Annotated in this window: 27 protein-coding genes; 13 read left to right on the top strand and 14 right to left on the bottom strand. The window is 47.3% G+C overall.

Annotated elements, in window-relative coordinates:
* Positions 1 to 150: 150 nt before the first annotated feature.
* The 9 genes from phnD to VN379_RS22880 all read left to right on the top strand — a co-directional run bounded on the left by phnD (position 151) and on the right by VN379_RS22880 (position 10,333).
* Complete coding sequence (gene phnD, locus VN379_RS22920) at positions 151 to 1,041, top strand: phosphate/phosphite/phosphonate ABC transporter substrate-binding protein (RefSeq protein ID WP_325538214.1); 891 nt, start codon at positions 151 to 153, stop codon at positions 1,039 to 1,041.
* Between the two features lie 57 nt (positions 1,042 to 1,098).
* Complete coding sequence (locus VN379_RS22915) at positions 1,099 to 1,878, top strand: phosphonate ABC transporter ATP-binding protein (protein ID WP_325538212.1); 780 nt, start codon at positions 1,099 to 1,101, stop codon at positions 1,876 to 1,878.
* Complete coding sequence (phnE, locus tag VN379_RS22910; protein ID WP_325538210.1) at positions 1,871 to 2,731, top strand: phosphonate ABC transporter, permease protein PhnE; 861 nt, start codon at positions 1,871 to 1,873, stop codon at positions 2,729 to 2,731. Before VN379_RS22915 ends, phnE begins: the two co-directional genes overlap by 8 nt.
* Before the next feature lie 103 nt (positions 2,732 to 2,834).
* Positions 2,835 to 3,341, top strand: a complete 507-nt coding sequence (locus tag VN379_RS22905) for a DUF6803 family protein (protein WP_325538206.1) — start codon at positions 2,835 to 2,837, stop codon at positions 3,339 to 3,341.
* Between the two features lie 153 nt (positions 3,342 to 3,494).
* Positions 3,495 to 5,756, top strand: a complete 2,262-nt coding sequence (locus VN379_RS22900) for a DMSO/selenate family reductase complex A subunit (RefSeq protein WP_325538205.1) — start codon at positions 3,495 to 3,497, stop codon at positions 5,754 to 5,756.
* Positions 5,757 to 5,769: 13 nt separating this feature from the next.
* A complete protein-coding gene (locus tag VN379_RS22895) occupies positions 5,770 to 6,249 on the top strand; it encodes a 4Fe-4S dicluster domain-containing protein (RefSeq protein WP_325538203.1) in 480 nt (159 codons plus the stop codon).
* 130 nt (positions 6,250 to 6,379) lie between these two features.
* A complete protein-coding gene (gene acsB, locus VN379_RS22890; RefSeq protein WP_325538201.1) occupies positions 6,380 to 8,515 on the top strand; it encodes an acetyl-CoA decarbonylase/synthase complex subunit alpha/beta in 2,136 nt (711 codons plus the stop codon).
* Positions 8,516 to 8,615: 100 nt separating this feature from the next.
* Positions 8,616 to 9,890, top strand: coding sequence for an MFS transporter (locus VN379_RS22885; RefSeq protein WP_325538199.1), 1,275 nt, complete (start codon positions 8,616 to 8,618; stop codon positions 9,888 to 9,890).
* 236 nt (positions 9,891 to 10,126) lie between these two features.
* Positions 10,127 to 10,333 carry a DUF1657 domain-containing protein gene (locus VN379_RS22880; RefSeq protein WP_325523083.1) on the top strand — a complete coding sequence of 69 codons (207 nt, stop codon included), beginning with the start codon at positions 10,127 to 10,129 and terminating at the stop codon, positions 10,331 to 10,333.
* Between the two features lie 79 nt (positions 10,334 to 10,412).
* Here VN379_RS22880 and VN379_RS22875 read toward each other — a convergent pair whose 3' ends face one another.
* The 6 genes from VN379_RS22875 to VN379_RS22850 are packed head-to-tail and all read right to left on the bottom strand — an operon-like array spanning position 10,413 to position 13,597.
* A complete protein-coding gene (locus VN379_RS22875) occupies positions 10,413 to 10,616 on the bottom strand; it encodes a DUF1657 domain-containing protein (protein ID WP_325523086.1) in 204 nt (67 codons plus the stop codon).
* A 27-nt stretch (positions 10,617 to 10,643) separates the two neighbouring features.
* Positions 10,644 to 10,997, bottom strand: a complete 354-nt coding sequence (gene spoVAE / locus VN379_RS22870; RefSeq protein ID WP_325523088.1) for a stage V sporulation protein AE — start codon at positions 10,995 to 10,997, stop codon at positions 10,644 to 10,646.
* Positions 10,998 to 11,012: 15 nt separating this feature from the next.
* Entirely contained in the window at positions 11,013 to 12,014 is a 1,002-nt protein-coding gene (spoVAD, locus tag VN379_RS22865; RefSeq protein ID WP_325523090.1) for a stage V sporulation protein AD, read from the bottom strand.
* Complete coding sequence (gene spoVAC, locus VN379_RS22860; protein ID WP_325523092.1) at positions 12,015 to 12,494, bottom strand: stage V sporulation protein AC; 480 nt, start codon at positions 12,492 to 12,494, stop codon at positions 12,015 to 12,017.
* A 13-nt stretch (positions 12,495 to 12,507) separates the two neighbouring features.
* Complete coding sequence (locus tag VN379_RS22855; RefSeq protein ID WP_325523094.1) at positions 12,508 to 13,368, bottom strand: DUF421 domain-containing protein; 861 nt, start codon at positions 13,366 to 13,368, stop codon at positions 12,508 to 12,510.
* 22 nt (positions 13,369 to 13,390) lie between these two features.
* The gene (locus VN379_RS22850) at positions 13,391 to 13,597 is read right to left on the bottom strand and encodes a DUF1657 domain-containing protein (protein WP_325538197.1); all 207 of its coding nucleotides are present in this window, start codon (positions 13,595 to 13,597) and stop codon (positions 13,391 to 13,393) included.
* A 158-nt stretch (positions 13,598 to 13,755) separates the two neighbouring features.
* Here VN379_RS22850 and VN379_RS22845 point away from each other — a divergent pair, with 158 nt between their 5' ends.
* On the top strand, positions 13,756 to 14,475 hold the full coding sequence (locus tag VN379_RS22845) for a DUF421 domain-containing protein (protein ID WP_325538195.1): 720 nt from the start codon (positions 13,756 to 13,758) through the stop codon (positions 14,473 to 14,475).
* Positions 14,476 to 14,485: 10 nt separating this feature from the next.
* On the opposite strand, the gene VN379_RS22840 is transcribed toward VN379_RS22845, so the two are convergent.
* The gene (locus tag VN379_RS22840; protein ID WP_325538193.1) at positions 14,486 to 14,905 is read right to left on the bottom strand and encodes an EamA family transporter; all 420 of its coding nucleotides are present in this window, start codon (positions 14,903 to 14,905) and stop codon (positions 14,486 to 14,488) included.
* A 162-nt stretch (positions 14,906 to 15,067) separates the two neighbouring features.
* Between VN379_RS22840 and VN379_RS22835 the strand changes: the two genes are divergently transcribed.
* The 3 genes from VN379_RS22835 (at position 15,068) to VN379_RS22825 (ending at position 17,966) form a co-directional block, all read left to right on the top strand.
* Positions 15,068 to 15,730 (top strand): superoxide dismutase, encoded by a 663-nt coding sequence (locus VN379_RS22835; protein WP_325538191.1) that lies wholly within the window; start codon positions 15,068 to 15,070, stop codon positions 15,728 to 15,730.
* Between the two features lie 224 nt (positions 15,731 to 15,954).
* Positions 15,955 to 16,869 (top strand): acyl-CoA dehydratase activase-related protein, encoded by a 915-nt coding sequence (locus tag VN379_RS22830; RefSeq protein ID WP_325538189.1) that lies wholly within the window; start codon positions 15,955 to 15,957, stop codon positions 16,867 to 16,869.
* A complete protein-coding gene (locus tag VN379_RS22825; protein ID WP_325538187.1) occupies positions 16,866 to 17,966 on the top strand; it encodes a hypothetical protein in 1,101 nt (366 codons plus the stop codon). The genes VN379_RS22830 and VN379_RS22825 overlap by 4 nt, the downstream gene beginning before the upstream one ends.
* A 446-nt stretch (positions 17,967 to 18,412) precedes the next feature.
* On the opposite strand, the gene VN379_RS22820 is transcribed toward VN379_RS22825, so the two are convergent.
* Genes VN379_RS22820 through VN379_RS22790 form a run of 7 tightly spaced genes read right to left on the bottom strand, consistent with a single transcriptional unit; the run spans position 18,413 to position 25,609 of the window.
* The gene (locus tag VN379_RS22820) at positions 18,413 to 19,156 is read right to left on the bottom strand and encodes an ABC transporter permease (RefSeq protein WP_325538185.1); all 744 of its coding nucleotides are present in this window, start codon (positions 19,154 to 19,156) and stop codon (positions 18,413 to 18,415) included.
* Positions 19,153 to 19,956, bottom strand: coding sequence for an ABC transporter ATP-binding protein (locus tag VN379_RS22815; protein ID WP_325538183.1), 804 nt, complete (start codon positions 19,954 to 19,956; stop codon positions 19,153 to 19,155). Before VN379_RS22815 ends, VN379_RS22820 begins: the two co-directional genes overlap by 4 nt.
* Before the next feature lie 20 nt (positions 19,957 to 19,976).
* Positions 19,977 to 21,062, bottom strand: coding sequence for an ABC transporter substrate-binding protein (locus VN379_RS22810; protein WP_325538181.1), 1,086 nt, complete (start codon positions 21,060 to 21,062; stop codon positions 19,977 to 19,979).
* Between the two features lie 6 nt (positions 21,063 to 21,068).
* Complete coding sequence (locus VN379_RS22805; RefSeq protein WP_325538179.1) at positions 21,069 to 21,746, bottom strand: DUF1847 domain-containing protein; 678 nt, start codon at positions 21,744 to 21,746, stop codon at positions 21,069 to 21,071.
* A gap of 13 nt (positions 21,747 to 21,759) precedes the next feature.
* Entirely contained in the window at positions 21,760 to 23,481 is a 1,722-nt protein-coding gene (locus tag VN379_RS22800) for an ASKHA domain-containing protein (protein ID WP_325538177.1), read from the bottom strand.
* Positions 23,482 to 23,498: 17 nt separating this feature from the next.
* A complete protein-coding gene (locus tag VN379_RS22795; RefSeq protein WP_325538175.1) occupies positions 23,499 to 24,530 on the bottom strand; it encodes a uroporphyrinogen decarboxylase family protein in 1,032 nt (343 codons plus the stop codon).
* Positions 24,527 to 25,609, bottom strand: coding sequence for a uroporphyrinogen decarboxylase family protein (locus tag VN379_RS22790; protein ID WP_325538173.1), 1,083 nt, complete (start codon positions 25,607 to 25,609; stop codon positions 24,527 to 24,529). Before VN379_RS22790 ends, VN379_RS22795 begins: the two co-directional genes overlap by 4 nt.
* Positions 25,610 to 25,871 lie beyond the last annotated feature (262 nt).

Genomic DNA, 25,871 nt, shown 5'->3' with positions numbered 1-25,871 from the left:
AGCTTGTTTAGAGGGCAAGCCCGTGTTTGCCGTCTTTTGATATTGTCGTATAGAAAGTATCTCTTGCTGCAATAGAAAAAACATTGACCAAACTTATTCAGACATGCTAATGTAATAAAGGATATTTGTTACATAGGAGTGATAAATTTAATGAAACGAAAGTTGCTATTAACACTATTTGTACTGCTAACCTTAGCATTAGTAGGCTGTGGGAAAACTGAAGCGCCGCAGACAGCTGGGCAGCCTAAGACGCAGCAAGGTCCTTTGCGGGTCGGTCTTGTTCCCAACCAGGCACCTGATAAAATAAAAGCCCAGTACGAACCATTTCGCGAGTATCTGCAAAAGACGCTGAATATGCCTGTAGAACTGTTTGTTGCCAGTGATTACGCTGGTGTAGTGGAAGCTATGGCTAATGATAAGCTGGATGTAGCCTATTTTGGTGGCTTAACCTATGTTCAGGCCAAGCAGCGGGCCAAGATTCATCCTATTGTAACCGAAGTGGATACAGAGACCGGGACTACAAAGTATTACAGCCTGATTATTGCCCCTGCGAATGGCAGTGTTGATGCTGTCAAAGACATTAAGGGCAAAACGTTTGCCTTTGGTGATATCAGCTCGACCTCAGGATCGTTATATCCCCGTTTTATGCTTGATAAGGCCGGGATTAAAGTGCCTGACGATTTGAAAAATGCGGTTTACACTGGCGGTCATGATGCGACTGCTCAGGCTGTACAAAATGCAACAGTGGATGCTGGCGGCATTGAAGGCCGAATTATGCAAAAGTTGATTGTCAAAGGAACTGTCGATGGTGCAAAAATAAAGGTTCTTGAAAAACACCTTGTCGAGGGATATCCCTGGGTAGTGCGTGATAGTCTGGATAAAGGGCTTGAAGAAAAGATCGTGCAGGCATTCCTGACAATAAAAGACCCAACGCTGCTAGATCTCATGCGGGCTAAAGCCTTTGCCCAGGTAACTGACGCTAATTACGCTGAGGCTGAACAGGAAGCCAAACGACTCGGTCTGGTAAATCCTAAAAAATAGTAATACGCTAGACAGGAGCCAAGCGCTCCTGTCTTTTGCCTAGCGGGGGAGTATATTGTGGAGATAATTGCAGCAGATAAACTGAAAAAACTATATGCCAATGGTCAGGGTATACAGTCATTATCCTTTAAGGCCGGTAAAGGCGAATTTATTGGTGTACTTGGGTTTAGCGGTGCCGGTAAAACAACACTTATGCGTTTGCTGTGCGGGGCGATATTTCCCACTGGCGGCTCGCTTCAGGTCATGGGACAGAATATGTTAGCGGTCACAAGACCGGAACTGGCCCGGTTGCGCCGCCAGATGACCACTGTTTACCAAAATTTTAATGTTGTACCCACTTTGAGCGTCGCTCAAAATGTCTATTTGGGAAAAATCGGTGACACTTCAATCTTCTCGACCCTGAAAAACTTACTATGGCTGTCGCCGGCTGAGGCGGGAAAGATTGCCCGGTTGCTCAGCCTGCTAGGGATTGAGGATAAATTTAATGAGCGGTGCCAGGAACTGTCTGGTGGACAGCAACAGCGTGTTGCCGTTGCCCGGGCACTTTATAGTGAGGCTGAGCTCATATTAGCAGATGAACCCATCGCCTCTGTCGATCCCGCTACAGCCAGCTTAATATTAAATCTTTTTCTTGAAGTAAAAAATAACGGCAAAACGGTGATTATGAATTTGCACCAGATTACCAATGCTGTTCAGTACTGTACGCGGCTCCTAGTCTTAGAAAAAGGACAGCTTGCTTACGATGGCCCGCCGCAGCTTTTTCTGGCATCTGCAGTTTATGCCAGGCTTAGCGGTGAAAAGGCAACCGGCGTGAAGGGAGAAGGGGTTTATGCGTAGTACAAAATTGCAATGGGAAAGCTATCTGATTACCCTGGTTCTCCTTGCAGCGGTTGTTGCAAGCGGCATTGATACCCGCTTTTCGCCTTCGACTTTTTTCGAGCCGTCCAGTCTGAAAGCAATGACACGTTTTACCGGCGGGTTGTGGCCACCGGAGGCAGAACCTAAATTTTTAGGAGCGATTGGGAAGCTGCTGCTAGAAACAGTAGAAATATCACTTGTTGCTACCGCTTTGGCCATTGTCCTGGCCCTGCCAATATCGATAGCTGCCATGCGTCCAAGAGGTGAGGAGTTTTCCCGGCGGGTTCTCGGCTGGCCGGTATGGGGCTGCCGGTGGGCGGTCTACTATCTGTCCCGCGCAGTTTTGGCGCTATTTCGTGGTATTCCTGAACTGATGTGGGCCTTGCTTTTTGTGGTGGCCGTCGGTCTGGGGCCTTTTCCGGGTGTACTGGCTCTTACTGCGCACAGTGTGGGGATATTAGGAAAACTTTATGCCGAAATATTTGAATCAGTGGACCAGCGGTTAATAGAGATGACGCGGGTTACCGGTGCGAGTGAGCTGCAGGTATTGGCGTTTGTGCGTTTTCCGGTTACGCTGCCGGTCTTTTTATCCTATACACTGTTTCGCTGGGAGTGTAACATGCGCTCGGCAACCGTTCTCGGCTTTGTCGGGGCAGGGGGGATCGGAACTCAGCTGATGATTAGTATGAAGCTATTTATGTATCAGGAAGTGGCTACCTTGGTGCTGGCTATATTTGTGTTGGTGATTGCTGTAGAATTAGTCGGCCAATATCTGCGTACTCATATCCTTGATCGTCCACAGGCAGGTGCTTGTGAGATCATTGAAGAGTAAAATTCATTGGCCTTTTACGGTTTGTTCACAGGATCTTCACAATTTGCTGCTACAATTAGCTCAAAGGTATTCAGTAACAGTAACTGTGAGGAGGAAAATCGTAATGAATATGACCCATTATATGGAACTTCTGGCTGTAAATCAGCCCTGGAATCTCATTATCTATATGGTGATTCCGGTGGCCTTGGCTGAAGCCCTGGTAGCGACTGAGTTTTTTGTAGTGTTCAACAAAGGCAGAGCTGGTGGTGCACTGCGCACAATCAACAAATATATTGGAATTGTGCTTGGTTTCTACTTCCTTGGCATATTTCTTAACCTGATGATTACTGCCGTGCCGACAATGCCCTGGCGCGGTGCGGCTGATATCCTGGCCGTCGGCTCATATCTAAGCGGCGTTATCCCGCTTATGGGGATAGCCCTTTTGGAAATAGGCGTTATCGGCGGAGGGAAAACCGAGGACGAAAAGCTAAAGCTGCACTTTATACTGCTCACCGTATTCCTGGTAGTTGCCCATATTGCCATGGTATTTGGCATGGTTGATCCCTCGATCATGGGCTGGGATCCCAACGCAGCTCCGGCGCCAATGCAGCATAATATGCATCATCAGTAAAATAAAAATGCCTGGTCCGTGAATCTGGATCAGGCATTTTTCGTTTTCTTTTACATAATGCTACCTTCAGCACCCTGCTTATGGACACTTTCCAGCAAAGGCAGTAAAATGGCAACATAGACACGTGGGCTTGATGTAAAGGTGGGGAAACTTATGAAAGCAGTACCAGTTGAAGAAAAATTAATTCCTACTTCTTGTATCCATAATTGCAGTGGCCGCTGTTTTCTTCATGCTCATGTCAGGGATGGTATGCTGGTAAGGCTGTCACCTGGGGAGAAAGGGCAAGAAAACCCTGATTGCCCTCAGACGAAGGTCTGTCTGCGCGGGCTGGCTCAGCGACACTGGTTAGATCATCCTGACCGGCTGCAGGTTCCCCTGAAACGGGTTGGGCCGCGTGGTGAAGGCAGATTTGCCAGGATTAGCTGGGAAGAGGCATTGTCTGTCATTGCGGCTGAAATGAGCCGGATTAAAACAACCTATGGCAATGCAGCCATCTATTTAAACTACGGTACCGGCGTTTACGGTCAAATTAGCGATGCCTATGTTACCGGCGATGGCCGGGGTGCACTGCCAAGATTCTTAAATATGTTCGGCGGGTATCTCCGGTATTACAATTCCTATAGTGCGGCCTGTTACAGTGTAGCTGCCCCATATACCTATGGAACTGTGGAAGGTCAATCGCCTGATGATTTGCCTAATGCTAAGCTTATCGTGCTTTTTGCCGACAATCCAGCCGAAACCAGGATGGGGGGAGCTAATACCCCTTATTATTTAAGCCTTGCTAAAGAGCGGGGAGCCAGGATCATTGTTGTTGATCCACGCCACAGCGATACGGCAGCAGGACTGGCTGACGAGTGGATTCCGGTAAAGCCTACGACCGATAATGCGCTGATTGCCGCTATTGCCTATGTACTCATTAATGAGAATCTGGTGGATCAGGCCTTTTTAGATAAATATTGTCTGGGGTTTGACGAAGCGCATATGCCGGCAGGCATTCCGGCCGGTAATTCCTTCAAAAGTTATATTATCGGGCTGAGTGAGGATAAAACGGCCAAAACACCGCTATGGGCGGAAGCCATTACCGGAGTACCTCAGGCGACGATTGTCCGCTTAGCCCGTGAAATTGCCCTGACCAAACCATGCGCCCTGATTCAGGGGCTTGGCTGGCAGCGGCATGCATACGGCGAACAGCCGGTACGGGCGTTGCCTGTTCTGGCAGCGATGACCGGCAATATCGGTATCCAAGGCGGCGGCCCCGGGCTGCGTCCGGGTGGGCATACGCTGCCAATGGGCTGGATGCCTGCCGGCCTCAACCCGGTAACAGCCCAAATAGCCTGTTTTACCTGGACTGAGGCTATTGTCAACGGCCGAAATATGACTGCCGCCCAGGGGGTCCAAGGTGTAGACCGGTTACCGGCAGATATTAAGATGATCTGGAATTACGCCTCTAACACCTTAATTAACCAGCATTCTGACATTAATGCCACAGCCAAAATACTGGGCGACGAGAATAAATGCGAATTTATTGTAGTGCATGACCTGTTTATGACCCCCAGTGCTAAATTCGCCGATATTGTGCTGCCTGATGTCAGCCATTTTGAACGGGAGGATATTGTTACTTTCTCATCAGGTATCGCTTATGCTATTTATCACCAAAAAGTCAGGGAGCCGATGTTTGAATGCCGCAGTATTTATGATATCTGCAGCAGTCTTGCCAGCCGGTTAGGATTTGGCAGTGCCTATACTGAAGGGAAAGCAGAACAAGACTGGCTGCGCGAGTTTGTAGCAGTGGCGCGGCAGCATGATGATCAGTTTCCGGCTTTTGAGGAATTCCGTAATAAGGGTATTTATAAGAAAATCCCTAAAAAGCCAATTATCGCCTATGAACAGCAAATCCGGGATGTGGCAGTAACCCCTTTTGCTACCCCTTCAGGGAAGATTGAGATTTTTTCTACTCAGCTGTGGAACCTGAAAACCCCGGAAGTACCTGCGATTCCCAAGTATCTGCCTGCCTGGGAAGGTCCGGAGGATTTGCTGTTAGAGCGTTACCCGCTGCAATGCATAGGCTATCATTCTAAGCGCCGGGTTCATTCAACCTTTGAGAATATTGCTGTATTAGAGGAAGTTGAGTCGCATACAATGTGGCTTAACCCGGTTGATGCCAAATTACGTCAACTGGAAAGTGGCGATAAGGCCAGGGTATTTAATGACCGGGGCGAGCTGAGTATTACCGTCAAGGTGACACCACGGATTATGCCTGGTGTGGTAACAATACCACAGGGAGCATGGTGGACACCTGACCCCCGGGGCATAGATCAGCGTGGTTCAATCAATACACTGACCAAATATCAGCCAACACCCCTGGCCTTTGGCAATCCCCAGCATACCAATCTGGTTGAGGTTGCGAAACTATGAGGGAGGGAAACCGATGAGCGGCCAAATCAGTTTTCAGTTTCGTCAGGACAGGTGTATCGGCTGCGCTACCTGCCAGGTTGCCTGCAAAGAAAAAAATCAGCTCCCGGCAGGGATATTGTTTCGGAAAGTACTGGAATCTGCGGGCGGGGGCTATACCCCAAGCGGCCGGGGCCTGAGCAATAACGTGTATGCCTATTGGCTGTCAACCACCTGTAAACACTGTCAGCAGCCATTATGTGCCCAGGCGTGCCCTGCTAAAGCAATAACAAAGCGGCCGGAAGATGGTATTGTGTTTATTGAACAGGAAAAATGCACCGGCTGCCGCCACTGTATAACCGCCTGTCCGTATGGGGCCCCGCAGTATGATCCCACGCCGGGGAAAGTAAAGAAATGTAATTTCTGTGATGATCTTTTAGCCCGGAGGGAACAACCTGCCTGTGTTGACGCCTGCCCAATGCGTGCATTGGCAGTTGCATCACACAAGCATGGGTGATGCAAAAAAGCACATACTAGTAGATAGTACAGAGGGTATGAATTTTCCTAATTTTTGCAGGATTATGATGAAACTGGTAGAATAATAAGGTTTATGAAAAGAATAACGTACTCCTGAAGGAGGTTTGCAAATGTCTAAACAAATCTGTGAATTGGCTTTCCAGGGCGCTTCAACTGCTGTAGGTCTTGCAGAAAAACTCCTTAATGAAGCCATCGAGAAACATGGTGCTGAAGCACCAGTCAAGTATCCTGACACGGCATACAAGCTGCCGATGATTACTGCTTTAAGCGGTGAGGACGTAACAACCCTCGGTGAGATCGTTCCTATTTTACAACGCATCAAGGAAAACAATCTGCGCCCTGAACCTGAGTTAGGCAATGCCCTGCTTTCCGGTGAAGCAACATTATATGCCGGTGAAATCATCGAGGCATTACGTTATATTGGCGGTGTTAAACCTGACGAACCACCGTACACCGGCTTTTTGCCTGATCCCGTCCTCCGTAAATTTGGTGTACCGTTAGTTGATGGCACTATCCCTGGTGTTGCCGTTGTTACCGGTAAGGCTAAGGACGCCAAAGCCGGAGCCAAGCTGATTAAGGACCTGCAGTCAAAAGGCATCCTGATCATGCTGGTCAATGACATCATTGAACAGTGTATTGAAGAAAACATCAAAGTCGGAGTTGATTATTTAACCTTCCCGCTTGGTAAGTTTACTCAGATTATTCATGCTGTAAACTTTGCCGCCCGCGCCGGTTTGGCCTTCGGTGGTGTTCCCAAGGGTGCACGCGAGCAAATGCTTGATTATCAAAAACGGCGAGTTCCCGCATTTGTTATCGCCTTAGGTGAACTCGACGCCGTTACTATCGCTATTGGTGCAGGGGCTTTATTTATGGGTTTCCCTATTGTTACCGATCAGGATTTGCCGCCAGAATTGCAAATTCCTGAACTTTTGGAAGCCCAGCCAGACTATGATAAGATTGTCAAACTGGTCCTGGAGCTTCGCGGCATCAAACTGAAAATTGTTGATATTCCGGTGCCAATCACGGTTGGTCCGGCTTTTGAAGGCGAAACGATCCGCAAGAAAGAGGCTTGGGTTGAATTTGGCGGCGGCCGGTCCCCAGGGTTCGAGCTTGTTCAGATGTGCGATGCCGGCGAGGTTGAAGACGGCAAAATTGAGGTTGTTGGTCCGGAAATTGACGAAATGCCGGAAGGCAGTGTCTTTCCGTTGGGCATTATCGTTAAAATCTATGGCCGGAAGATGCAGGACGATTTTGAAAGTGTCCTTGAACGCCGCATCCATTATTTTATCAACTATGGCGAAGGCCTGTGGCATGTTGCTCAACGTGACTTGTGCTGGCTCCGGATCAGTAAGGGGGCCAAAGAGGCAGGCTTCAAAATCCGTCATTTCGGCGAACTGTTAATTGCCAAATTTAAGTCAGACTATCCGGCGATCGTTGACCGGGTAGAAGTAACCCTGATTACTGATGTACAGGCAGTTGAAGAAAAAATTAAAATTGCCCGTGATAAATATCAGGCGCGTGATGCCCGGTTAAAAGGGCTGACCGACGAATCGGTTGAAACCTTCTATTCGTGTACTTTATGCCAGTCATTCGCACCAAATCATGTGTGTATTGTTTCACCTGAGCGGGTTGGCTTGTGTGGGGCGGTTAGCTGGCTTGATGCTAAGGCTTCCAATGAAATCACCCCAACCGGTCCCAACCAGCCGATTGCCAAAGGCGAGTGTCTTGATGAAGAAAAAGGCATGTGGCACAATCTCAATGACTTCCTCCACACTGCCTCCAACCGGACACTGGAAGAGGTTAACCTGTATACCCTAATGGATAAGCCAATGACGTCCTGCGGTTGCTTTGAGGCTATTATGGCGATCCTGCCGTTAACCAACGGTGTTATGATTACTACGCGTGAGCACTCCGGTGATACACCCTGCGGCATGACCTTCTCGACACTGGCCGGAACCTGCGGCGGTGGTGTGCAGACACCCGGATTTATGGGGATTGGACGCCGCTATATTGTCAGTGCGAAGTTTATCCCGGCTGATGGCGGTCTGGGGCGTATTGTCTGGATGCCTAAAGAGCTGAAAGAGTACCTGAAAGATGAACTGACTGAGCGGGCTGTCGCTCTCGGCCTGGGGGCTGATTTTGTTGATAAAATCGCCGATGAGACAGTAGGTATCACCGAAGAAGAAATTATGCCTTTCCTGGAAGAGAAAAAACATCCGGCTTTAACGATGCCACCATTAATGTAAGTCAGGATAATTTCAATAGTGCAATAAACCCACAGCGAACAGACTGTGGGTTTATTTTTTGCTTTGACTATGTTTAAACAAGGAATTTTGTTAGAACCTATTGAATGTAAATGAAATCCTAATCACTGTTGAAGGAGGCTATATTCTGACTACATCCAAGCAAACTAAATCTGCGTGGCTGCTGATGGTAAGTGCGGCAGCCATATTAATGATTACTATGGGAGCCAGGCAGTCAGTTGGACTTTTTATTAACCCTTTGGATTCGGCTACAGGCCTGGGCATTGTTTCGATTAGTTTTGCGCTGGCAATCGGCCAGTTTATGTGGGGCCTGGCCCAACCGATATTTGGGGCCATCGCCGATAAGAAGGGTTCTTATCATGTGCTTGTTTTTGGCACTCTGCTGCTAGCCGCCGGGCTGGCGTTAACCCCTCTGGTACAGTCTGAATGGTCACTCATCCTAACCATGGGCATATTAAGTGCAGCCGGGGCGGGGGCGGGAAGTTTCTCGGTGTTGATTGGGGCGACTTCCGGGCAGCTGCCTGTGGAAAAACGCGCTTTCGCCGGCGGTTTTATTAACGCCGGCGGTTCTTTGGGCCAATTTATTTTTGCTCCATTGCTTCAGGCCATTATCAGTATCTTTGGCTGGGTCGCCGCCATCCTTACAATGGCAGCTACGACACTGTTGACCATTCCCCTGGCCTCGGTGCTTTGCCGTGGCGCTTCGGCAGCATCAAATGCCGCGACCACTCAAACTCAAGCACCATCAGTGGGCTTATACCAGCAAGTCTGCCAGGCCATGCGTAACCCAAGTTATTTATGTCTGCATGCAGGCTTTTTTACCTGTGGTTTCCATGTTGCTTTTCTGGTAACCCATCTGCCGGGAGAGGTCTCTTTATGTGGCCATTCCGCCAGCGTCTCGGCTGCTTCGCTGGCGCTTATCGGCCTGTTTAATATTGCTGGCAGCCTCCTGGCCGGGGCGCTGGGCACACGTTATCGCATGAAGTATATACTTGCTGTCATGTATGCCAGCCGGGCAGTAATGATTGTACTGTATCTGCTGGCCCCGAAGACACCACTTACCTTCTATATATTTGCAGCCGGGCTGGGATTCACCTGGCTGGCTACAGTGCCGCCAACAGCCGGTCTGGTGGGCAAACTTTTTGGTACCCGTTACCTGGCTACACTATTTGGTCTAACGCTTCTGACTCACCAAATTGGCGGGTTTCTGGGTGCATGGCTGGGAGGGCTGGCCATGGCCCATGACGGCAATTACCAGTGGATGTGGTATGCAGATATGCTGCTTGCAGTTTTTGCGGCGATCGTTAATCTGCCAATTAAGGAAGCCAAAATGGCTGATAAGCCTGCAACGGTGTAACCCAGACCAAAATATATATAATGAGATACATATAAACCTGTTAGTTAGACACAATAAAGTAGACTTAGCTTCAGGTGCGGTTTTAACCCAACTAAGATTAAGTCTCCCTTATCCAGGGACTTACCCACTATTAACTCCCACTTATATGCCCGAAAGGGAACAGGAAGCGGGAGTCTAGAGTAGGTTAGTTATCGGATAATGATATTGTTTAAAACAAACTAACAGGAGGCGATACGATGACAGTACAAAGCGACTTAAAAAAAGCCCTTGCTGCTGCTGAGTCTGCCAAAGGCTCTTATGCTACCTTTGCTCAGGCTACTGATGACAATACTGCCAAGCAGATGTTTGAACAAATGTCTTCAGACATGGACCGGCATATCAGCCAGCTGAACAGCCGTCTGGGGGTTGCAGCCCAAAACACATTAAATCAGCAAGAGCAGTAGAACGGGTATAGCAAATAGAAACATGATCACTTCCTATCGATAGGAAGTGTCATGTTTCTATTTGTTTTGCTAATGTTTATTATTGTTTGTATTGAGGTTCCTGATTTTCAACGTACTTCTGTCTGCTCTTTAATGTTTCAACCGCATTATCCAGGGTTGTTGCTAACTGTTCAAATGTTTGTTTTGCTTGTTGGTCCTGAGTCTCCAATGAGAATGTCTTCATTGAGGCTGCTGCGCTTTGTACGGTTGCAATGGCCTGAGTCATTTGTGTACCTACTGTCATTACTTCACCTCCTTTAAAGGATTCTTGCTATCCTTTCGGTTTGCATAATAAAGCTGATAAAAAACCGAAAATGATCGCCGCAGAAATACCGGCGCTGGTAATTTTAAAAATACCTGTCAATACTCCGACAAGGCCGCTTTTTTCTGCCTCCTGAAGGGCTCCCTTTACTAATTGATTGCCAAAGCTGCTGATTGGAACAGAAGCTCCGGCTCCGGCAAATTTAACTAAGTCATCATATAGGCCAAAGCCGCCTAAAACAGCGCCGGTTACTACCAGTGTGACCATAGTATGAGCAGGCGTTAACTTCAGCCCGTCCATCAGGAGCTGGCCAAGCACACAGATAGCTCCGCCAACAATAAATGCCAGAATAAACTTCTCCAACGTAAGCCTCCTATGTTACATTTCTATTGACACTGCATAGGCAATGCAGGGTATGCTTTCCTTTTGCTGGTAAGACATCGGTGAGAGTAAAGCACCGGTAGCTATCACTAGAATCCGGTTCAGTTCGCCGCGGCGCATCCTGTTTAAAAGATGGCCGAAGGTTGTTGTTGCAGCACAGGCACAACCACTGCCGCCGGCGAGAACCGGCTGGTCTTCTTTATACATTAAAATCCCGCAGTCAGTTAATTTTTCAACCGGGATGGCAAGGCCATGTTTTGTCAGCAAATCACCGGCAATTCGGTGACCTACCCTGCCCAAGTCTCCAGTTGCAATGAGGTCATAGTGTGCCGGGGTTATGTTCATATCCCGAAAATGAGCCTCGATTGTATCCACTGCAGCCGGAGCCATGGCGGCCCCCATGTTAAATGGGTCGGATAGCCCCATATCAATGACACGTCCAATCGTAGCAGCTGCAACACGCGGGCCTTTACCCTGCCTGGCAACAACTGCAGCGCCTGCGCCTGTAACAGTCCACTGGGCAGTGGGAGGTTTCTGGGCACCATATTCAGTAGGGTATCGATACTGTTTTTCACAGGCTGCGTTATGACTGGACGTGCCAATAAGTGCGTTTTGTGCAAAACCACTATCGATCATAAGAGCGGCTAAAGAAAGACCTTCCATTGAACTGGAGCAGGCCCCATAGATACCAAGGTAGGGAACGGCAAGGGTACGGGCAGTAAAGCTGCTGGGCATAATCTGGTTAATCAGATCACCGCTGAGGAAAAACTGGATATCCTCTTTTTTGAGACCGGCTTTTTTAATCGCAGTCTCACAAGCTTGTTCCAAAAATTTTTTTTCTGCTTGCTCATAACTGTCCTGTCCAAGCCAGATATCACCGTGCAGCAGGTCGAAATCGTCCGCTAAATTACCCTGGGCTTCAAAAGGCCCGCCGATAGCGGCTGAGCCAATGATTACCGGTTTAGTGTTAAAAACCCATGTTTGATGACCTTGCAGCATTCACATTCCACCTAACGAAGTGATGAGTACCTTGATAATTGCGACAATGAAAGCGGAAAAGACGCCAAAAACAATAACCGGTCCGGCGATTTTAAACATATTGCCGCCGACACCTAATACTAGCCCCTCGCTTTTGTGGTCAAGGGCCGCAGACGCGATCGTATTGGCAAAGCCGGTAACCGGAACGGCACTGCCGGCACCTGCCCATTGAGCAATGTGATCATAGAAGCCAAGACTTGTAAGTATTACAGAAATCAAAATCAGAACTGCAACCGTTGGGTCACCGGCTGTCTTTTCATCAAAGTTAAAATAGGTTATAAAGAACCACTGTATTCCCTGACCGATCGTACAGATAATGCCGCCTGCGACAAATGCCCGGAGGCAGTTTGCCAGTATGGGACGCTGCGGTTCCCTGGCCCGGGCAAAGTCCTGATATTGCTGCTGTATAGGGGTTAGATTCTTTCTTTTACTACTTGACAATATAATCCACCTTCTAACGCAATAAATAGGGCTTCAATTTTTCCATAAGTTGTTCTAGCTTGCCGGCATGCTTTGAATACATTTTCTTAGCTGCTTTATTTTGTGTTTCCAACGCGAAGGTCGTGAGGTCAGCCTGAATTTTTTCGAAATTTGCATACAGCATTTCCTTGACCTTAGGCTGGGGGAGTTGGACAGAATCGTCAAACAGATCCAGGTATAAGTCGCCGGAGGAGTCAACCTGTCCGATAAACACATTGTCTAGTGATACTCCCCGTGTCTCCAATTGGATACCAAGCCACTCTGTGTTAAATCCTAAAGAAAATAGGGGTTCATTTAAAATGGTACCATCAAGGACAACTGTCTGCGGTTCAGCCAATGGGGCCACTTTTATCCCTAAATCAGTTGCCGATACAGGCTTTTTATTCGATTTCATAAATACATTGATATCACCGGTATCTTCCATCACCGCAAATTCTACATCTGCCAGATTAAATGCATTTTTAGAACGGAGCTCCCGCAGCAACTGTTCTCCGGTTAACCTGGTCTGCAGCAGATTATCTTCCAATATTTTTCCGTGTTTAATTAACACGGTCTCCTTCCCATTGATAAGATCATGAAGCCACTTGCTTTTTAAAGACAAATACTCCAAGGCGATAGGAAAGAGTACCCAAACACCGAGCGAAATAAAGCCAAAGGCAAGGTTTTGAATTAAGTTTAAAGATATTAATGCGGCAATTACTGCAATTACGATATAGCTTACAAACCTAAAAGGTGTCATACGGACGATATTCCGTTTGCCCATGATTCTGGTTAAGAGCAGTAACAGAAAGAATACTGAAATTGAGCTAAATAGAACCTGTAGCCATGCCTGCATGTTTGCTATCTCCTGACTAGTACTAATTCCCTTTATATTGTGGCTCCTGATATTCTAAGGCCTGAATTCTTTTCTCAAGATCATTGATAATTATTCCTATAGCGTCCACCGCTTCATGATAAATAAACATCGTTTCTTCATCACTTGCCTGGAGTGCATATAACCTTAATGTACCCTGACTACCTTTTAAACTAGCTAATGTTTGTTTGACCTGAGAAGCAACTGTCATGGCATTACCTCCATTTACCAATGTATTATTACAGTTATCTGCGGATTTAATTCAATAAAGTCATTTCTAATTTATGGAAATAATAAAAATAGCAGGATATCTTTCCTGTGCTTTGTGAAGCCTATACAAGGAACGAGTTATATAGGGGGAAGATAATTATGGAGTGGCAGGAATATGTTCGGGATACCTGGCAGACCACGCTGGTATTCTTAAGCCTGCTGGTTTTTACCCGGTTTCTTGGTAAAACGCAGGTCGGTCAATTAACCTTCTATGAATATGTAAGTGGTATAACCATTGGTTCACTTGCTGCCAATATTGCCGCAGCTGATGCTGATAAAGTATGGAACCATTATTATGATCTTGTCTTATTTGTGGCATTGACCTATGCACTATCACTTATTACCATAAAAAGCCGTCCGCTGAGGAAACTAATTGATGGCTCTCCGACTATTGTGATCGAGAATGGGCGTATTATTGAAGAAAACATGCATAGCCTGCGCTATGATATTGATGAGTTGAATGGACACCTACGCCAACAAGGGGTTTTAGATGCCGCCGAAGTACAATATGCTATTTTAGAAACTACAGGCGATTTAAGCGTAATAAAAAAAGCTGATAATCAGCCTTTAACTAAAAGTGATTTTAATATTCACTTGCCTGATCCTTCGTTCCCGGTGGAGCTAATCATGGATGGGGTAGTCATTGAACATAATTTACATAAACGAAACTACTCTCAGGCCTGGCTGGAAAAACAATTAGCGGCCAGGGATATCCACGATCTAGCTGAGGTAACCTATGCCGGCATTGACTCGAAGGGGCAGCTGTTTATTAACCGTAAAACCCACTCAAATTATACTAATAAAAGTAGTGAAGAATAATTGTGTGTTTTCAATCCCCGCATAATATTACCAGCCCAGCCGTGACGATAAGTGCACCAGCCAGCTGCCTTAGGGACAACGGCTGACCCCACAATAAACTGCCGAGAAAAATCGTTACCAGCGGGGCGCAAGACATAAGGACCGCAATCTCGTAAACGTCCCCTTTCTGGAGTGCATAAAAATAGGCTAATTCGCCCAGTACCGCAGCCAGGATTGCTTCCATACCGATCATTAGCCAGTTAGACAGGGATAATGTTGCAAAACCGATATAGGTTTTTGTAGTAATCAGCCAGATACTGACAAGACCGGCAGCGATGAATGTCCGGATTACCAGGGTCGTAACCGGATTGATATTATGCAGGGCCGATTTCCCGAATAAAGGGGCTAAGCCCAGGCAGAGAATGGCAAGGAAGGCATAAAAGAATATCATAGAACCTCCCGATCAAGCTGTTTTTACAATTATATGCCCTGGGATTAAAAAGAGTAGCTTTAATTAATTGGCTGCTCTTTTTTTCAGGTATTGTCACAGCTATTACATTCGCCAATATAATATAACAACAGATATGTTAAGGAGAAAGGAGGTTCGTGAAAGATGCCAAATCAAGCTTTGCGGCGTTATGTTCCCCCGGGAAAGCATAAGCTGCCGCCATTGCCCTATCAATATAATGCACTTGAACCGATTATTGGTGCCGATACTATCAGAATACACCATAATCATCACCACAAAGCGTATGTGGAGGGGTTAAATAAGGCCGAATTAGCCTTGGTAGAGGCGCGGCGGCGCAATGACTTTACGTATGTGAAGTATTGGGAAAACGAACTGGCTTTTAACGGTTCGGGACATATCCTGCACAGCATTTATTGGACAGTTATGGCACCCGAGGGTTTTGGCGGTGACCCTGGCCCGGGAACCGTTAAAGAAATCAATAAATATTTTGGGAGTTTCGACAGTTTTATTGAACAGTTTACTAACGCAGCCATTAAGGTTGAGGCGTCCGGCTGGGGGATACTTGTATGGAATCCGGCCTGGAATCACCTGGAGATCCTGACTGCAGAAAAACATCAGAATCTTACCCAATGGGGGTCTATACCAATACTTGTTGTTGATGTGTGGGAGCATGCCTATTATCTGGATTATCAATATAATCGCGAGTCCTATGTACAGGACTGGTTAAAACTAATAAATTGGGTTGAGGTTGAGAACCGGCTCATCCTGGCAACGCAAGGCCAGCTTCCTTTATTACTAACAGACTGAAGCAATGAATAAACTCTTATAACACTCTACAATCATACACACTGCTAAGTAAACAACATCTTTTTTTGAGATGAATGGACAGTTAGAAAGTGACCCTTTATATTCCAGCATGAAAATGCTTTGTGCTGTAAAAAATACTACGGAAGTTAAGGTTGCTAATAACTAGGCAGGAGGTAGTTAAACTACCTCCTTATTAATTAACTAAGACATAAAAGGTGATACAGATGGGTGTTAAGGTCGGCATTCCACAAGCTTTACTATTTCATGAGTTTGGCGGTTTCTGGTTGGACTTTTTTCAGAATATCGGGGTGCCAGTGGCTCTTTCCGGTATGACGAATAAACAAATATTAGACAGGGGGACATCGCTCGCCATTGATGAATCCTGTGTACCATTGAAGGTTTACTTAGGACATGTTGATTCCTTATTAGCCACATGCAGTCATATCTTTGTACCTCGTGTCACCCAGTATTATCCGGATAATCATCTTTGTGCAAAGCTTGCCGGTTTACCGGATATTGTGCAAAACACGTTTAGGCTGGCTGGTAAAGAATTAATAAGTCCAAATATCGAAAATAAGTCCCCTACTACAATGTTGAAGGCCGTTCACGCGATATGCCAGCCGCTAGGCGTGTCTGCCCTTACCGGACATCGGGCATACCATCAGGCTCTTAAGCGATGGAAAGGTGATATCCCGATCAAATCTGACCAGTCGGCCAAGGCTAGAATTGCGGTGATTGGGCATAGTTACATAATAAAAGATGTTTTCTTTAACAATGATATTGAAAACTTCTTTAAGTCTCAAAGCGTGGATATTACCACCCCTAGTGATATACCAAGTAAAAGAATTTATGAGGAGGCCAAAGCCTTTACGCAGGATATCTATTGGCAACTGTCAATGAAAATCGCGGGTGCTACCCGGTATTTCTGCCAACAAACCGATATTTCGGGTGTTATTATGGTGTCAAGTTTTGGTTGTGGGCCCGACTCGCTTGTTAACGAATATTTAGAGCATCATATTCTTAGACAAAGTGATAAACCCTATATGGTGATTAATATTGACGAACATACCGGCAATGCCGGACTTATTACGCGAGTTGAGGCATTTTGGGATATGGTTATAAGGAGGCTAAATACTTGAAGGTAAGTTATCCACACATGGGCTTTCTTAATATACCGGTCTACAACATGTTGACAAACCTTGGTGTTGAGGTTGTTGAAGCTCCGCCAATTTCCAAGAAAACAGTTGAATTAGGTTCGCTGTATTCCCCGGAAGGTGTATGTTTGCCCTATAAAATAAACATGGGTAATTTTTTGGAGAGTATCGACAAGGGTGCGGACACCTTTGTAACCATGTGTGGTGCTGGAAAATGCCGCTTAGGCTTTTATAATACAGTGCAAAAAATTCAACTTTCCAAGACTAAAGATGTGGGATTCCATACCATTGATACCAACCATCTCTTCACCGGATTATATCACTTTTTACAAAGTATGGCTCCTCAAGCCAGTCGTTTGGAAATAGTAAAACAACTTACTATGGCTATAAAAACATTGAAAGCTCTTGATGCCATAAACAATGCCAAAAATTTTTATGGATCACGGTCTAATACGCCGGATATAATCATTGATATGGCGAACAATTCAGCTAGAGAGTTTATCCATTGTCAAGCTTTTAGAGATATTAAGGATACGCAAGATAATATTATTCAATTGATTAGAGCGATGAGTGAAGATACTGGTGGCCAAACGCCTAAAATTGGCTTAGTTGGAGAATTCTATTTGTTACTTGAACCTTATGTCAATTATAGAGTTGAAGACGTTTTGATTAAACGAGGTATCGAGGTTAAAAAGTTTGTAAATACAGGGGCGTGGGTCTATTCCAACACATTACTGAGTTCACTGGGGCTATACAACGAGGAGAAGGCGTACCTGAAGCAGGCAAGGCCCTATCTGAATCACCACGTTGGCGGTGATGGGCTGAAGTCAGTAGGAAGTACGTTATGGTGCGCCCGGAACGGTTATGACGGGATTATCCATTTATATCCTTTCGGCTGTATGCCCGAAATAGTAGCCCAATACGCACTCAAAAATATTGCTCACGACTTCAATTTACCATTACTATCATTAAGTGTTGATGAACACTCCAGTGATGTAGGTGTTCTAACCAGATTGGAGGCATTTGTCGACTGCATCAAACGAAAAAAAAGTGTAAACAAAACGGAATCATATTTCTCGTAAAGGAATATGATTCCGTTTTCAATGTTTTAAAGAGAGTGTCACTTGGGTTCCCTTATCCATATTATGAAATAGCCGTGACTTTCTTATTTACGGCAATTTTTATAGCAAAGGGATGAGTACAGTGCCGAGAGATGAATGGGAATCTCCTGAAATTGAAGAATGGAATGAGGAAGAGGAATTCGACGATATTCGTCAATGCTTCCCCGTTGGTTGTTTTCCAAGACGACAATGCTTCCCCAGATTCTGTTTCCCGCGTCAATGCTTTCCAAGACAATGTTTCCCAAGACAATGTTTCCCAAGACAGTGTTTCCCAAGACAGTGTTTTCCAAGACAATGTTTTCCAAGACAATGTTTCCCAAGGCAGTGTTATCCTCGTCGATAAGAAAAGAAAGAGATCAGTGTCCCATGAACTGGTCTCTTTTCTTTGAACAGGGGTTTTAGAACATCTATTTCCGCCAGCGCAGCAGGTAACCGGTAAAACGCCTGTAGAGGGTCATTAGTGTAAGGACAACAGCGCCGATAACAATTATACCGGCTACTACCCGCGGGTAGTCGGCAAAGTCTGAGAAGTACTTTACATACCAACCCAAACCGCTTGTTGCACCAATCATTTCAGCTGCTGTTAACAGGATAAAGGCCAATACCAGGCTAATGGCACCGCCGCTGACGATATGCGGCATAGCTCCCGGCAAGAGAATGTTAATAAGCATTGATTTGCGGCTTACGCCAATAGTCCTGGCCGAGTCCACTATGCCTTTTTCCAAAGCCTCCACACCTGAGAGGGTATTGATAAACAGCGGCCAAAAAGCGCCGATAAATATGACAAATATTGAAGATAGGGTAAAGGTCGGCAGGATGGCAATGGCATAAGGGATATAGACAATAGGCGGGATCGGACCCAGAATATTGGTGACCGGTTCTATCGCCAGGCGCAGGCGGCGGTTCCAGCCAATAACAAGCCCCAGTGGGACAGCGAGCAGTACTGCCAGGGTGTAACCCCAAAACAGCAGATTAAAAGAACTCACTAAGCTTTTCAGAAATACTTGCCGGTCCTCGGCAAGCAGGCTAAGGACCTGTGATGGGGTTGGAAAGAGTTGCGGGTCAAGCAGCTTTAACCAAGCGGTACTTAGCTGCCACAGCAGCAGGGTGGCAACCCCCAATATAAGCCGGTCACGGCTTACCTGGCTCATATGCCTGCGCCTCCTTCCACTTGCTGCAGCTCTTCCAGGATTTCTTTCTGCAACAAGGAGAGAATTTCATTGCGCAGTGAGGCGTAGTGCGGATCCTGAACCAGAAAAAAACGGCGCCTGGGGCGGGGGAAAGGCACATCGATAAGCTTTAGGACCCGACCCGGGCCAGGGGTAAATACGGCAATACGGTCGGCAAGATATAAAGCTTCGTCAATATCGTGAGTTACCAGAAAGATAGTTTTCTTGTTGCCGTCTCCTGTCCACAGCTTGAGTAATAATTCTTGCAGGCTTACCCGGTTTCTGGCATCAACAGCGCCGAAGGGCTCATCCATGAGGTAGACTGGGGCGTCAAGCGCAAAGGCCCGGGCGATGGCCACCCGCTGACGCATGCCTCCAGACAGTTCCGCAGGGTATTTATGGCTGTAACTGCTAAGACCGACCATATCCAATAGTTTTCGTGCTTCGTGTTTGGCTGCTTTACCTGTGGCACGGTCTGATTCTTGCAAGGCAAAACTAATATTATCAAGGGCTGTCATCCAGGGAAACAGGGAGTAATCCTGAAAAACTACCGCCCTGTCGGGGCCGGGGGCGACAATGGGGGTGCCATTAAGTGTAAGCAGGCCGCTTGTGACTGGTGTTAATCCAGCCAAGAGGCCGATCGTGGAGCTTTTACCGCAGCCGCTGGGGCCGACTACTGCCATAAACTCACCTTGGTTAATGGCTAGAGACAGGTTGGCTATGGCTGGAAGATCATCGCCCGGATAGGTAAGAGATACTGAGTCGAGATTCAATAAGGCCACAGCCATCCTCCTTTCAAGCTTTATAGGTTGTTCACCACAAAGTCTTTGTCAAGCTGTTGATAAGTGGTATTTTGTGGTTCCCGCTGCTTTAGTTGGTCAAGTGCCGTTTTATAAATATCACTATTTACATGTTTGGTGATATCGATATCACTTTGGATATAACCGGCAGCTTTCATAGCCTCCCAAAAGGCAACAAAACGTTTTTTGTCAGGATCGGGAATGCTATGGATGTGGCCGCTATAGGTGGATTTTCTGAGCAGTTCTTTATCCAGTTTGACATATTTGCTGAGGATATCCAGGGTTTCCTCCTGGTTGTTGATATAGAAATCATAGGCGCGAATGCTGGCGCGGCTAAACCGGATGTAAGCCTCTTTGTTAGTTTTTAGTTTATCATCAAGGGCTACTACCCGGCAGCAGACATGACCGTCCATGTGCTCAGACGACCAGGAAACAAGTGTCAGCCCTTGCTTTTCAGCCATCTCAGAAAAGGGAACCCATACCAGGCCGGCATCTGCTGCGCCTTTTTTTACTGCCTCAAGTACGGCAGCCGGCGAGTCAAGTTCCTGGATGGTTACCTGGGTTTTCCAATCAATACCGGCTTTAGACAATGCTGAGCGCCAGACCGCATCACCGGTTGCCAGACGAACGGTTGCAACCTTTTTGCCGACAAATCCCTGCAGGGTGGAAAATTGCTGGGCATTTTCAGGTTTGGTGACAACGGCATGGCCTTCACTTTGCATACCGCCGATGTCTACAAAGGGAGTCCCCTTGGCAATGAAGACCTGTGGGGCTGCTGTGCCAAAAGAACCGGCATCCAGTTTGCCGGCTTTAATGGCATTTAGACCTTCTCCGGAGTTGGTGAATTGAAAGAGCTCGACATCAAGCCCTTCCTGCTCATAGAAGCCTTTCTCTTTGGCGACAAAATAGAGTACGTGGCCAACTGCCGGCAAATAACCGATGTTGAATTTGATTTTATCAGCCGGGACAGTTGACTGCGCTGGGGCGGATGCTGCCTGTGGCGCCTTTTGTTGACCGCAGCCGGTCAGCAAGAGGCTAAGAATCAGGGAAACAGCGAGGCCTGTAATAGTCAGTCGATGCTTAAACACTGGTGATCACTCCTTTTCTTCTTGTAGAAGCCGTTTGTAATAAAAGCCGCTGGTATAAAGTGCTGCTGCCGGATTATGGCCTAACACCCGGTCCTTGGTAATCAGGGTCGTGACCGGGGCCTCAGAGTGTTTGATGAATAAAGAATCATGACCGACACACAGCCCCACAATAATATTCAGGTCAGTACCGGCCTGATTGAGCAGTCGTGCCTGGAGGATCGGATTACACAGGGATTCGTGGCAGCCCTGCTGCACTTTATATTCAGGTGGTACGCCGATTTCTGTTTTATCAATTGAGCCTACTTTGCAGAGGACACTGTAGCTGTCAAGACCTTTAGCGGCAAGTACCCGGACAAAGACGCGGGTTTCATCAATGAGTCCAATGCAGGTAGCGATACCGATCTTTTTCGCGCCAATTCTTTTGGCAAAAGCAATGATTTCTTCGACCCGCGTAAGCCTACCATAGTATAATCCCTCAATCTCGGCAGCTGCCAGCGCCATACTGCGGTCAGAACCTTCTTCAAGATAAAGCCCCTTGACCTTTTCTATTTCAGCATCAATGTCGGCCGCACCGCGTGGGGTCACACTCAGGCAAAAGTCAGGAAACCGTTTGTCGCGGCGATAACAGTTTAGTTGATGGCAATCGGAACAGCTTAGATGGTCGGAAGCAGGTTGATCACTCATTAGCAATACCTCCCTAAAAATTTAAGCAACTGACAAAGGTTTTATCAAAGTCGCTGTATGTGGCCAGCTCTACAACCGCTACTTTTTTAATTAAGGCAGCGACGGCTTGCCGGGTTCCTTGATTTAAGAGCAGGGCCTGACCGCCTGTTTTAGCAGTATTGCCAAGAAAACTAATTTTGTCCTGGAACTGATTTGGGAGCATACCAATATTGATTAAACTATCAGCATTAAGATGAAACCCAAATGAACCGGCGATAAACACCCGGTCAACATCGGCAGGGACAAGACTATTGGCATTAAGCAGGCATTCAATACCCGCGCGGATGGCGCCTTTGGCAAGCTGGACCTGACGAATGTCTTTTTGCGACAGATAGACCGATTGGTGAATGGCAAAAGCTGTTTTGCCATTTTCTTTCTGCAGACGTTGCTGCAAAGGGTGGGCAGCATTTGTTTCCAGTCCGGCAAACTTGCCGGTCTTATTAATTATTTTGGTTCTGACAAGCTCACCTACTATGTCTAGCAGGCCGCTGCCGCAAATGCCGGTAGCCGGACTGTCGGCGATCGTCTTCAGCATAACGGTACCACCTGGCTCAACAGTGAATTTCTCAATTGCTCCTGGTGCGGCTCTCATGCCGCAGGCGATATTCATGCCCTCAAAAGCCGGTCCGGCTGCTGTTGAGGTGACCGACAGGCGGCCGTTGACAGCCAGCGCCATTTCCCCGTTTGTACCGATATCGACAAACAAAGTAGTGCCTTTAAGATTGGACAGGTCGGCGGCTAAAATCCCGGCAGTGATATCTGCGCCTACATAAGCAGACATTACCGGCGGCAGGTAAAGCTGGGCGAACGGGGCGGCAGCAAGGCCAACTTCTGACGCAGCATGATAACTGTCGCCCCAGAGCAGCGGGGTATACGGATATTTACCCAGTGAGGCCGGGTCGGCAGCCATAGCCAGGTGCAGCATGCAGGTATTGCCGCTAAATACAACCTCGTAGATGGTGTTTGGACTGATAGCGGTATCGTGAGTTAGTTGCCCAATCAGGGAATTGATTGCACTAATTATATCAGTATGCAGAGCTGACAAGCCCTCGGCAGTTGCCCCCAGCTTTATCCGGGACAGGACATCCTGGGCATGAAGGCTCTGGGGATTGAGGGCTGACACTGAGGCTAATTCACTGCCAGTGGTCAGGTCAAATAATGCAGCAACCAGGGTAGTGGTGCCGATATCAACAACAAGTCCGTGCGATACCCCTGTAGAGTCGCCCGGCTCTGTTCCCAGTAACAATGGCCCGGATAGTACCTCAGTCATAGTAGCGCCAGGGATATACTGTTTTCTTATGAGGGGATCAAGCGCTATGTCAAGCTGTCTCCCCTGGCTCAGTATTTGCACATTGGTGGTGTCTTGGCGTTCGATGATAAAAATGTCAATAAATGAATCGGCAGATGAAACTGACTGGGCCTGAATCTCGGTCATGCAGCCGAGAAAGATGCCTTGGCTTACCTCCTCGGTTGTCAGCGTGTGGCGGCAGCCATCCAGGCTATGGAGCGCAGACCGGGAAAGGGCAGGGATTCTCACCTTGCATTTACCACAGGTACCGGCACCATTACACGGTGATTCCACCAGAACGCCGGCTGCCCTGGCCGCAGCAAGAACCGTAATGTTGTCAAGAAACTCGTAACTAACCGGAACCGCGTCTGCCTGGCCGGTTTCCTGCCAGAAGCGTAGTATGGGCACTGGTTCACGTCCTCTCGTTAGTTAGCATGGATTCCCCTGACGGTGTGAGTCATAGCCTGAATATTGGCTAAAGCGCTTGAGGTACTGAGACCGCAGGCAGGCGCTATGATATCAATACCTTGGGCCAGCAGATTTCTGGTTTGCAGAGCCACCTTTTCCGGCGGGCCATATTCCAGGAGATAGGTGCTGATATTTCCCATGGTAGTCAGCTGCGGGAAATCATCTTTTAACTGCTTTAAATTGACAATGGCATCAGTGCTGATCGCGTTGGCCTTAAGGCTGGCTATAAGGGGTTTTACGCTATTTAGATTGCCGCAGATATGGACAATAACCGGGACTTTTCTGTGATGGATAGCTGCAATTAATTTGTTGATATAGGTAACGGCGTATTCGTCAAACAGCCTGGGACCGAGGATTTCTCCGGTTGCAGTTGGATCACCAATAGCGATCACCGTTGCGCCATGGTCAATTAGTTTATGGGCAAAACCGATTAACAGGCCGGTTACATAGTCAAAGACCCGGTGAGCGGCAGGTGCGTTTTTACGCAGATCCTTCAGAAATGGGATTGGGTCAATGATCGAGGCTGCTGTGCTTACTGGCCCGGTAAGACTGCCAATAACCGGAATATCCGGATATTGTGTGGTCAGAATTGAGGCTGCCTGGCAGACTACCGGAATTCTTCCCGTATTCAGGATTGTGGAAATATCTTTATATTCAACCTGAGTGGCCGACGAAAATACCTCCCTGCTTATTTTTGGCTCACACGCAAAGGTGCCTAAATCAATCTCACTGCCTAATAACTCGGCTTCGACTGTCATGCAAAAGGGGAGGCCGAAGTTCTCAAAGCCGGTAAGATTGTGAACAGCATAGGCCAGGTTTGCCATTAATACCGCGTCAGAGTGGGCGGCCGGCAGGGTTTGATTGCTGCTTTTCATGACATCAACAATGGCGGCATTCATCATCCCGCCTGGGCAGATAACTGGCGGACGGTCTGCCGGTTGTTTGCTTAATACTGCCAGTAAGCGCTGTTTCTCGGTCAAAACGGTCATATTGACCACCTCTGTTCCAGGTCATTGAGTTTCTCCTCAGTAATTGGATAGCCGATTTCACGGACGGCATCAAGCATGGCGTCAATGTTGGCGAAAGGGGTTTCTGTCGGCAAACTGCAGCCTGAAGCGATAATATAACCTTTGGGGTTATCGTAGGCTTCGCGGACGCCGCCCAGAACGGCTAGACGGACATCGGCCTGGGAGCCTTGCAACATAACCTCTGATGGTTTAACATTACCCATCAGGCGCAGCCGGTTTCCAATCTTGCCTTTGGCCTCTGTGAGGCTGGCCGCATTATCAATGCTGATACAATCAGCACCGGCATTGGCCATGAGTTCCCATATCTTGGCCGTCTTGCCGCAAATATGCAGGGTCACTGATTTACCCCGGGAGTGAATATATTCGATCAATTGTTGTAGGTAAGGGAGGGAGAACTCTTCGAATTTTTTAGGACTGATAATGGTGGCTGATGACATCGGATCGGTGAGGCTGGGGGTGCACCCCGCATCAATGATTGCTTTGGCGTAGTTTAAAGAGGTTTCCAATGATAAGCGGCATAAGCGATGTACAGCTTCAGGATTTTTGGCGACAAGCCTGGTCAGGTTTTCGGCACCAATGAGAAAGGAAGCATTAGTAAAGGGGCCGGTGAGTGCCCCGGTAACAACAACCTCTTTGCCTACTTCATCCACTGCAATCCTCATGGCCTCCAATTGCTGGGGGAGATTGCCGTCCTGATAAGGGTTGGCTGGCGATAAACGGTCAATTTGGCTTATATCAGTGAGGGCAGGCTGATCCAGATAGGCTGTTTCATCCTTTGGATAGCGAATGACGGCACCCATGGCTTCAGCCTGACCATACAGGTCGGTAAAGATACGAATAATGTCATAGCCAAAGCGGCGATAAGCGCCAATTTGCGCTTGCGCCAGCAGTTTACCGTTTGATGGAAGCTCGCTGACTTTGACACCGATTACGCGGGCAGCTGTGTTGCCCACAATGGGAACACAGGGCAGACGGTCAATAGATTTTCCCTGGCTGTAGGCTGACAGCCGTTCAATTGGCGTCATTTGGTCTTTAGCCATTAGTATAGTACCTCCTTTTTTGTGACTTATTACTGTACTGCTTTCAATGGCTGAACTTATGTATATACAACGCGTTAAAGTTTTGCAGGCGGGTGGTGTGTTGGCAAAAGCGGCAGTCAAGCGGTGGAGCGTTGTCAATGCACCACCCGCCTGCGCCTGTAAAATTCTTTAATGCGGAATATATAGTCAAAAATAAAAAAGGCCAAAAGAAACGGTTATGTTTCTTTTGGCCTTCAGTATGTCTGATCAGCCTAGCATATTC

Origin of the sequence: Sporomusa sp., from assembly GCF_035561255.1 — a bacterium.
Classification (GTDB): domain Bacteria; phylum Bacillota; class Negativicutes; order Sporomusales; family Sporomusaceae; genus Sporomusa.
Note: the sequence above shows the minus strand (reverse complement) of the source record. Positions and strands in the feature narration are given on the sequence as shown.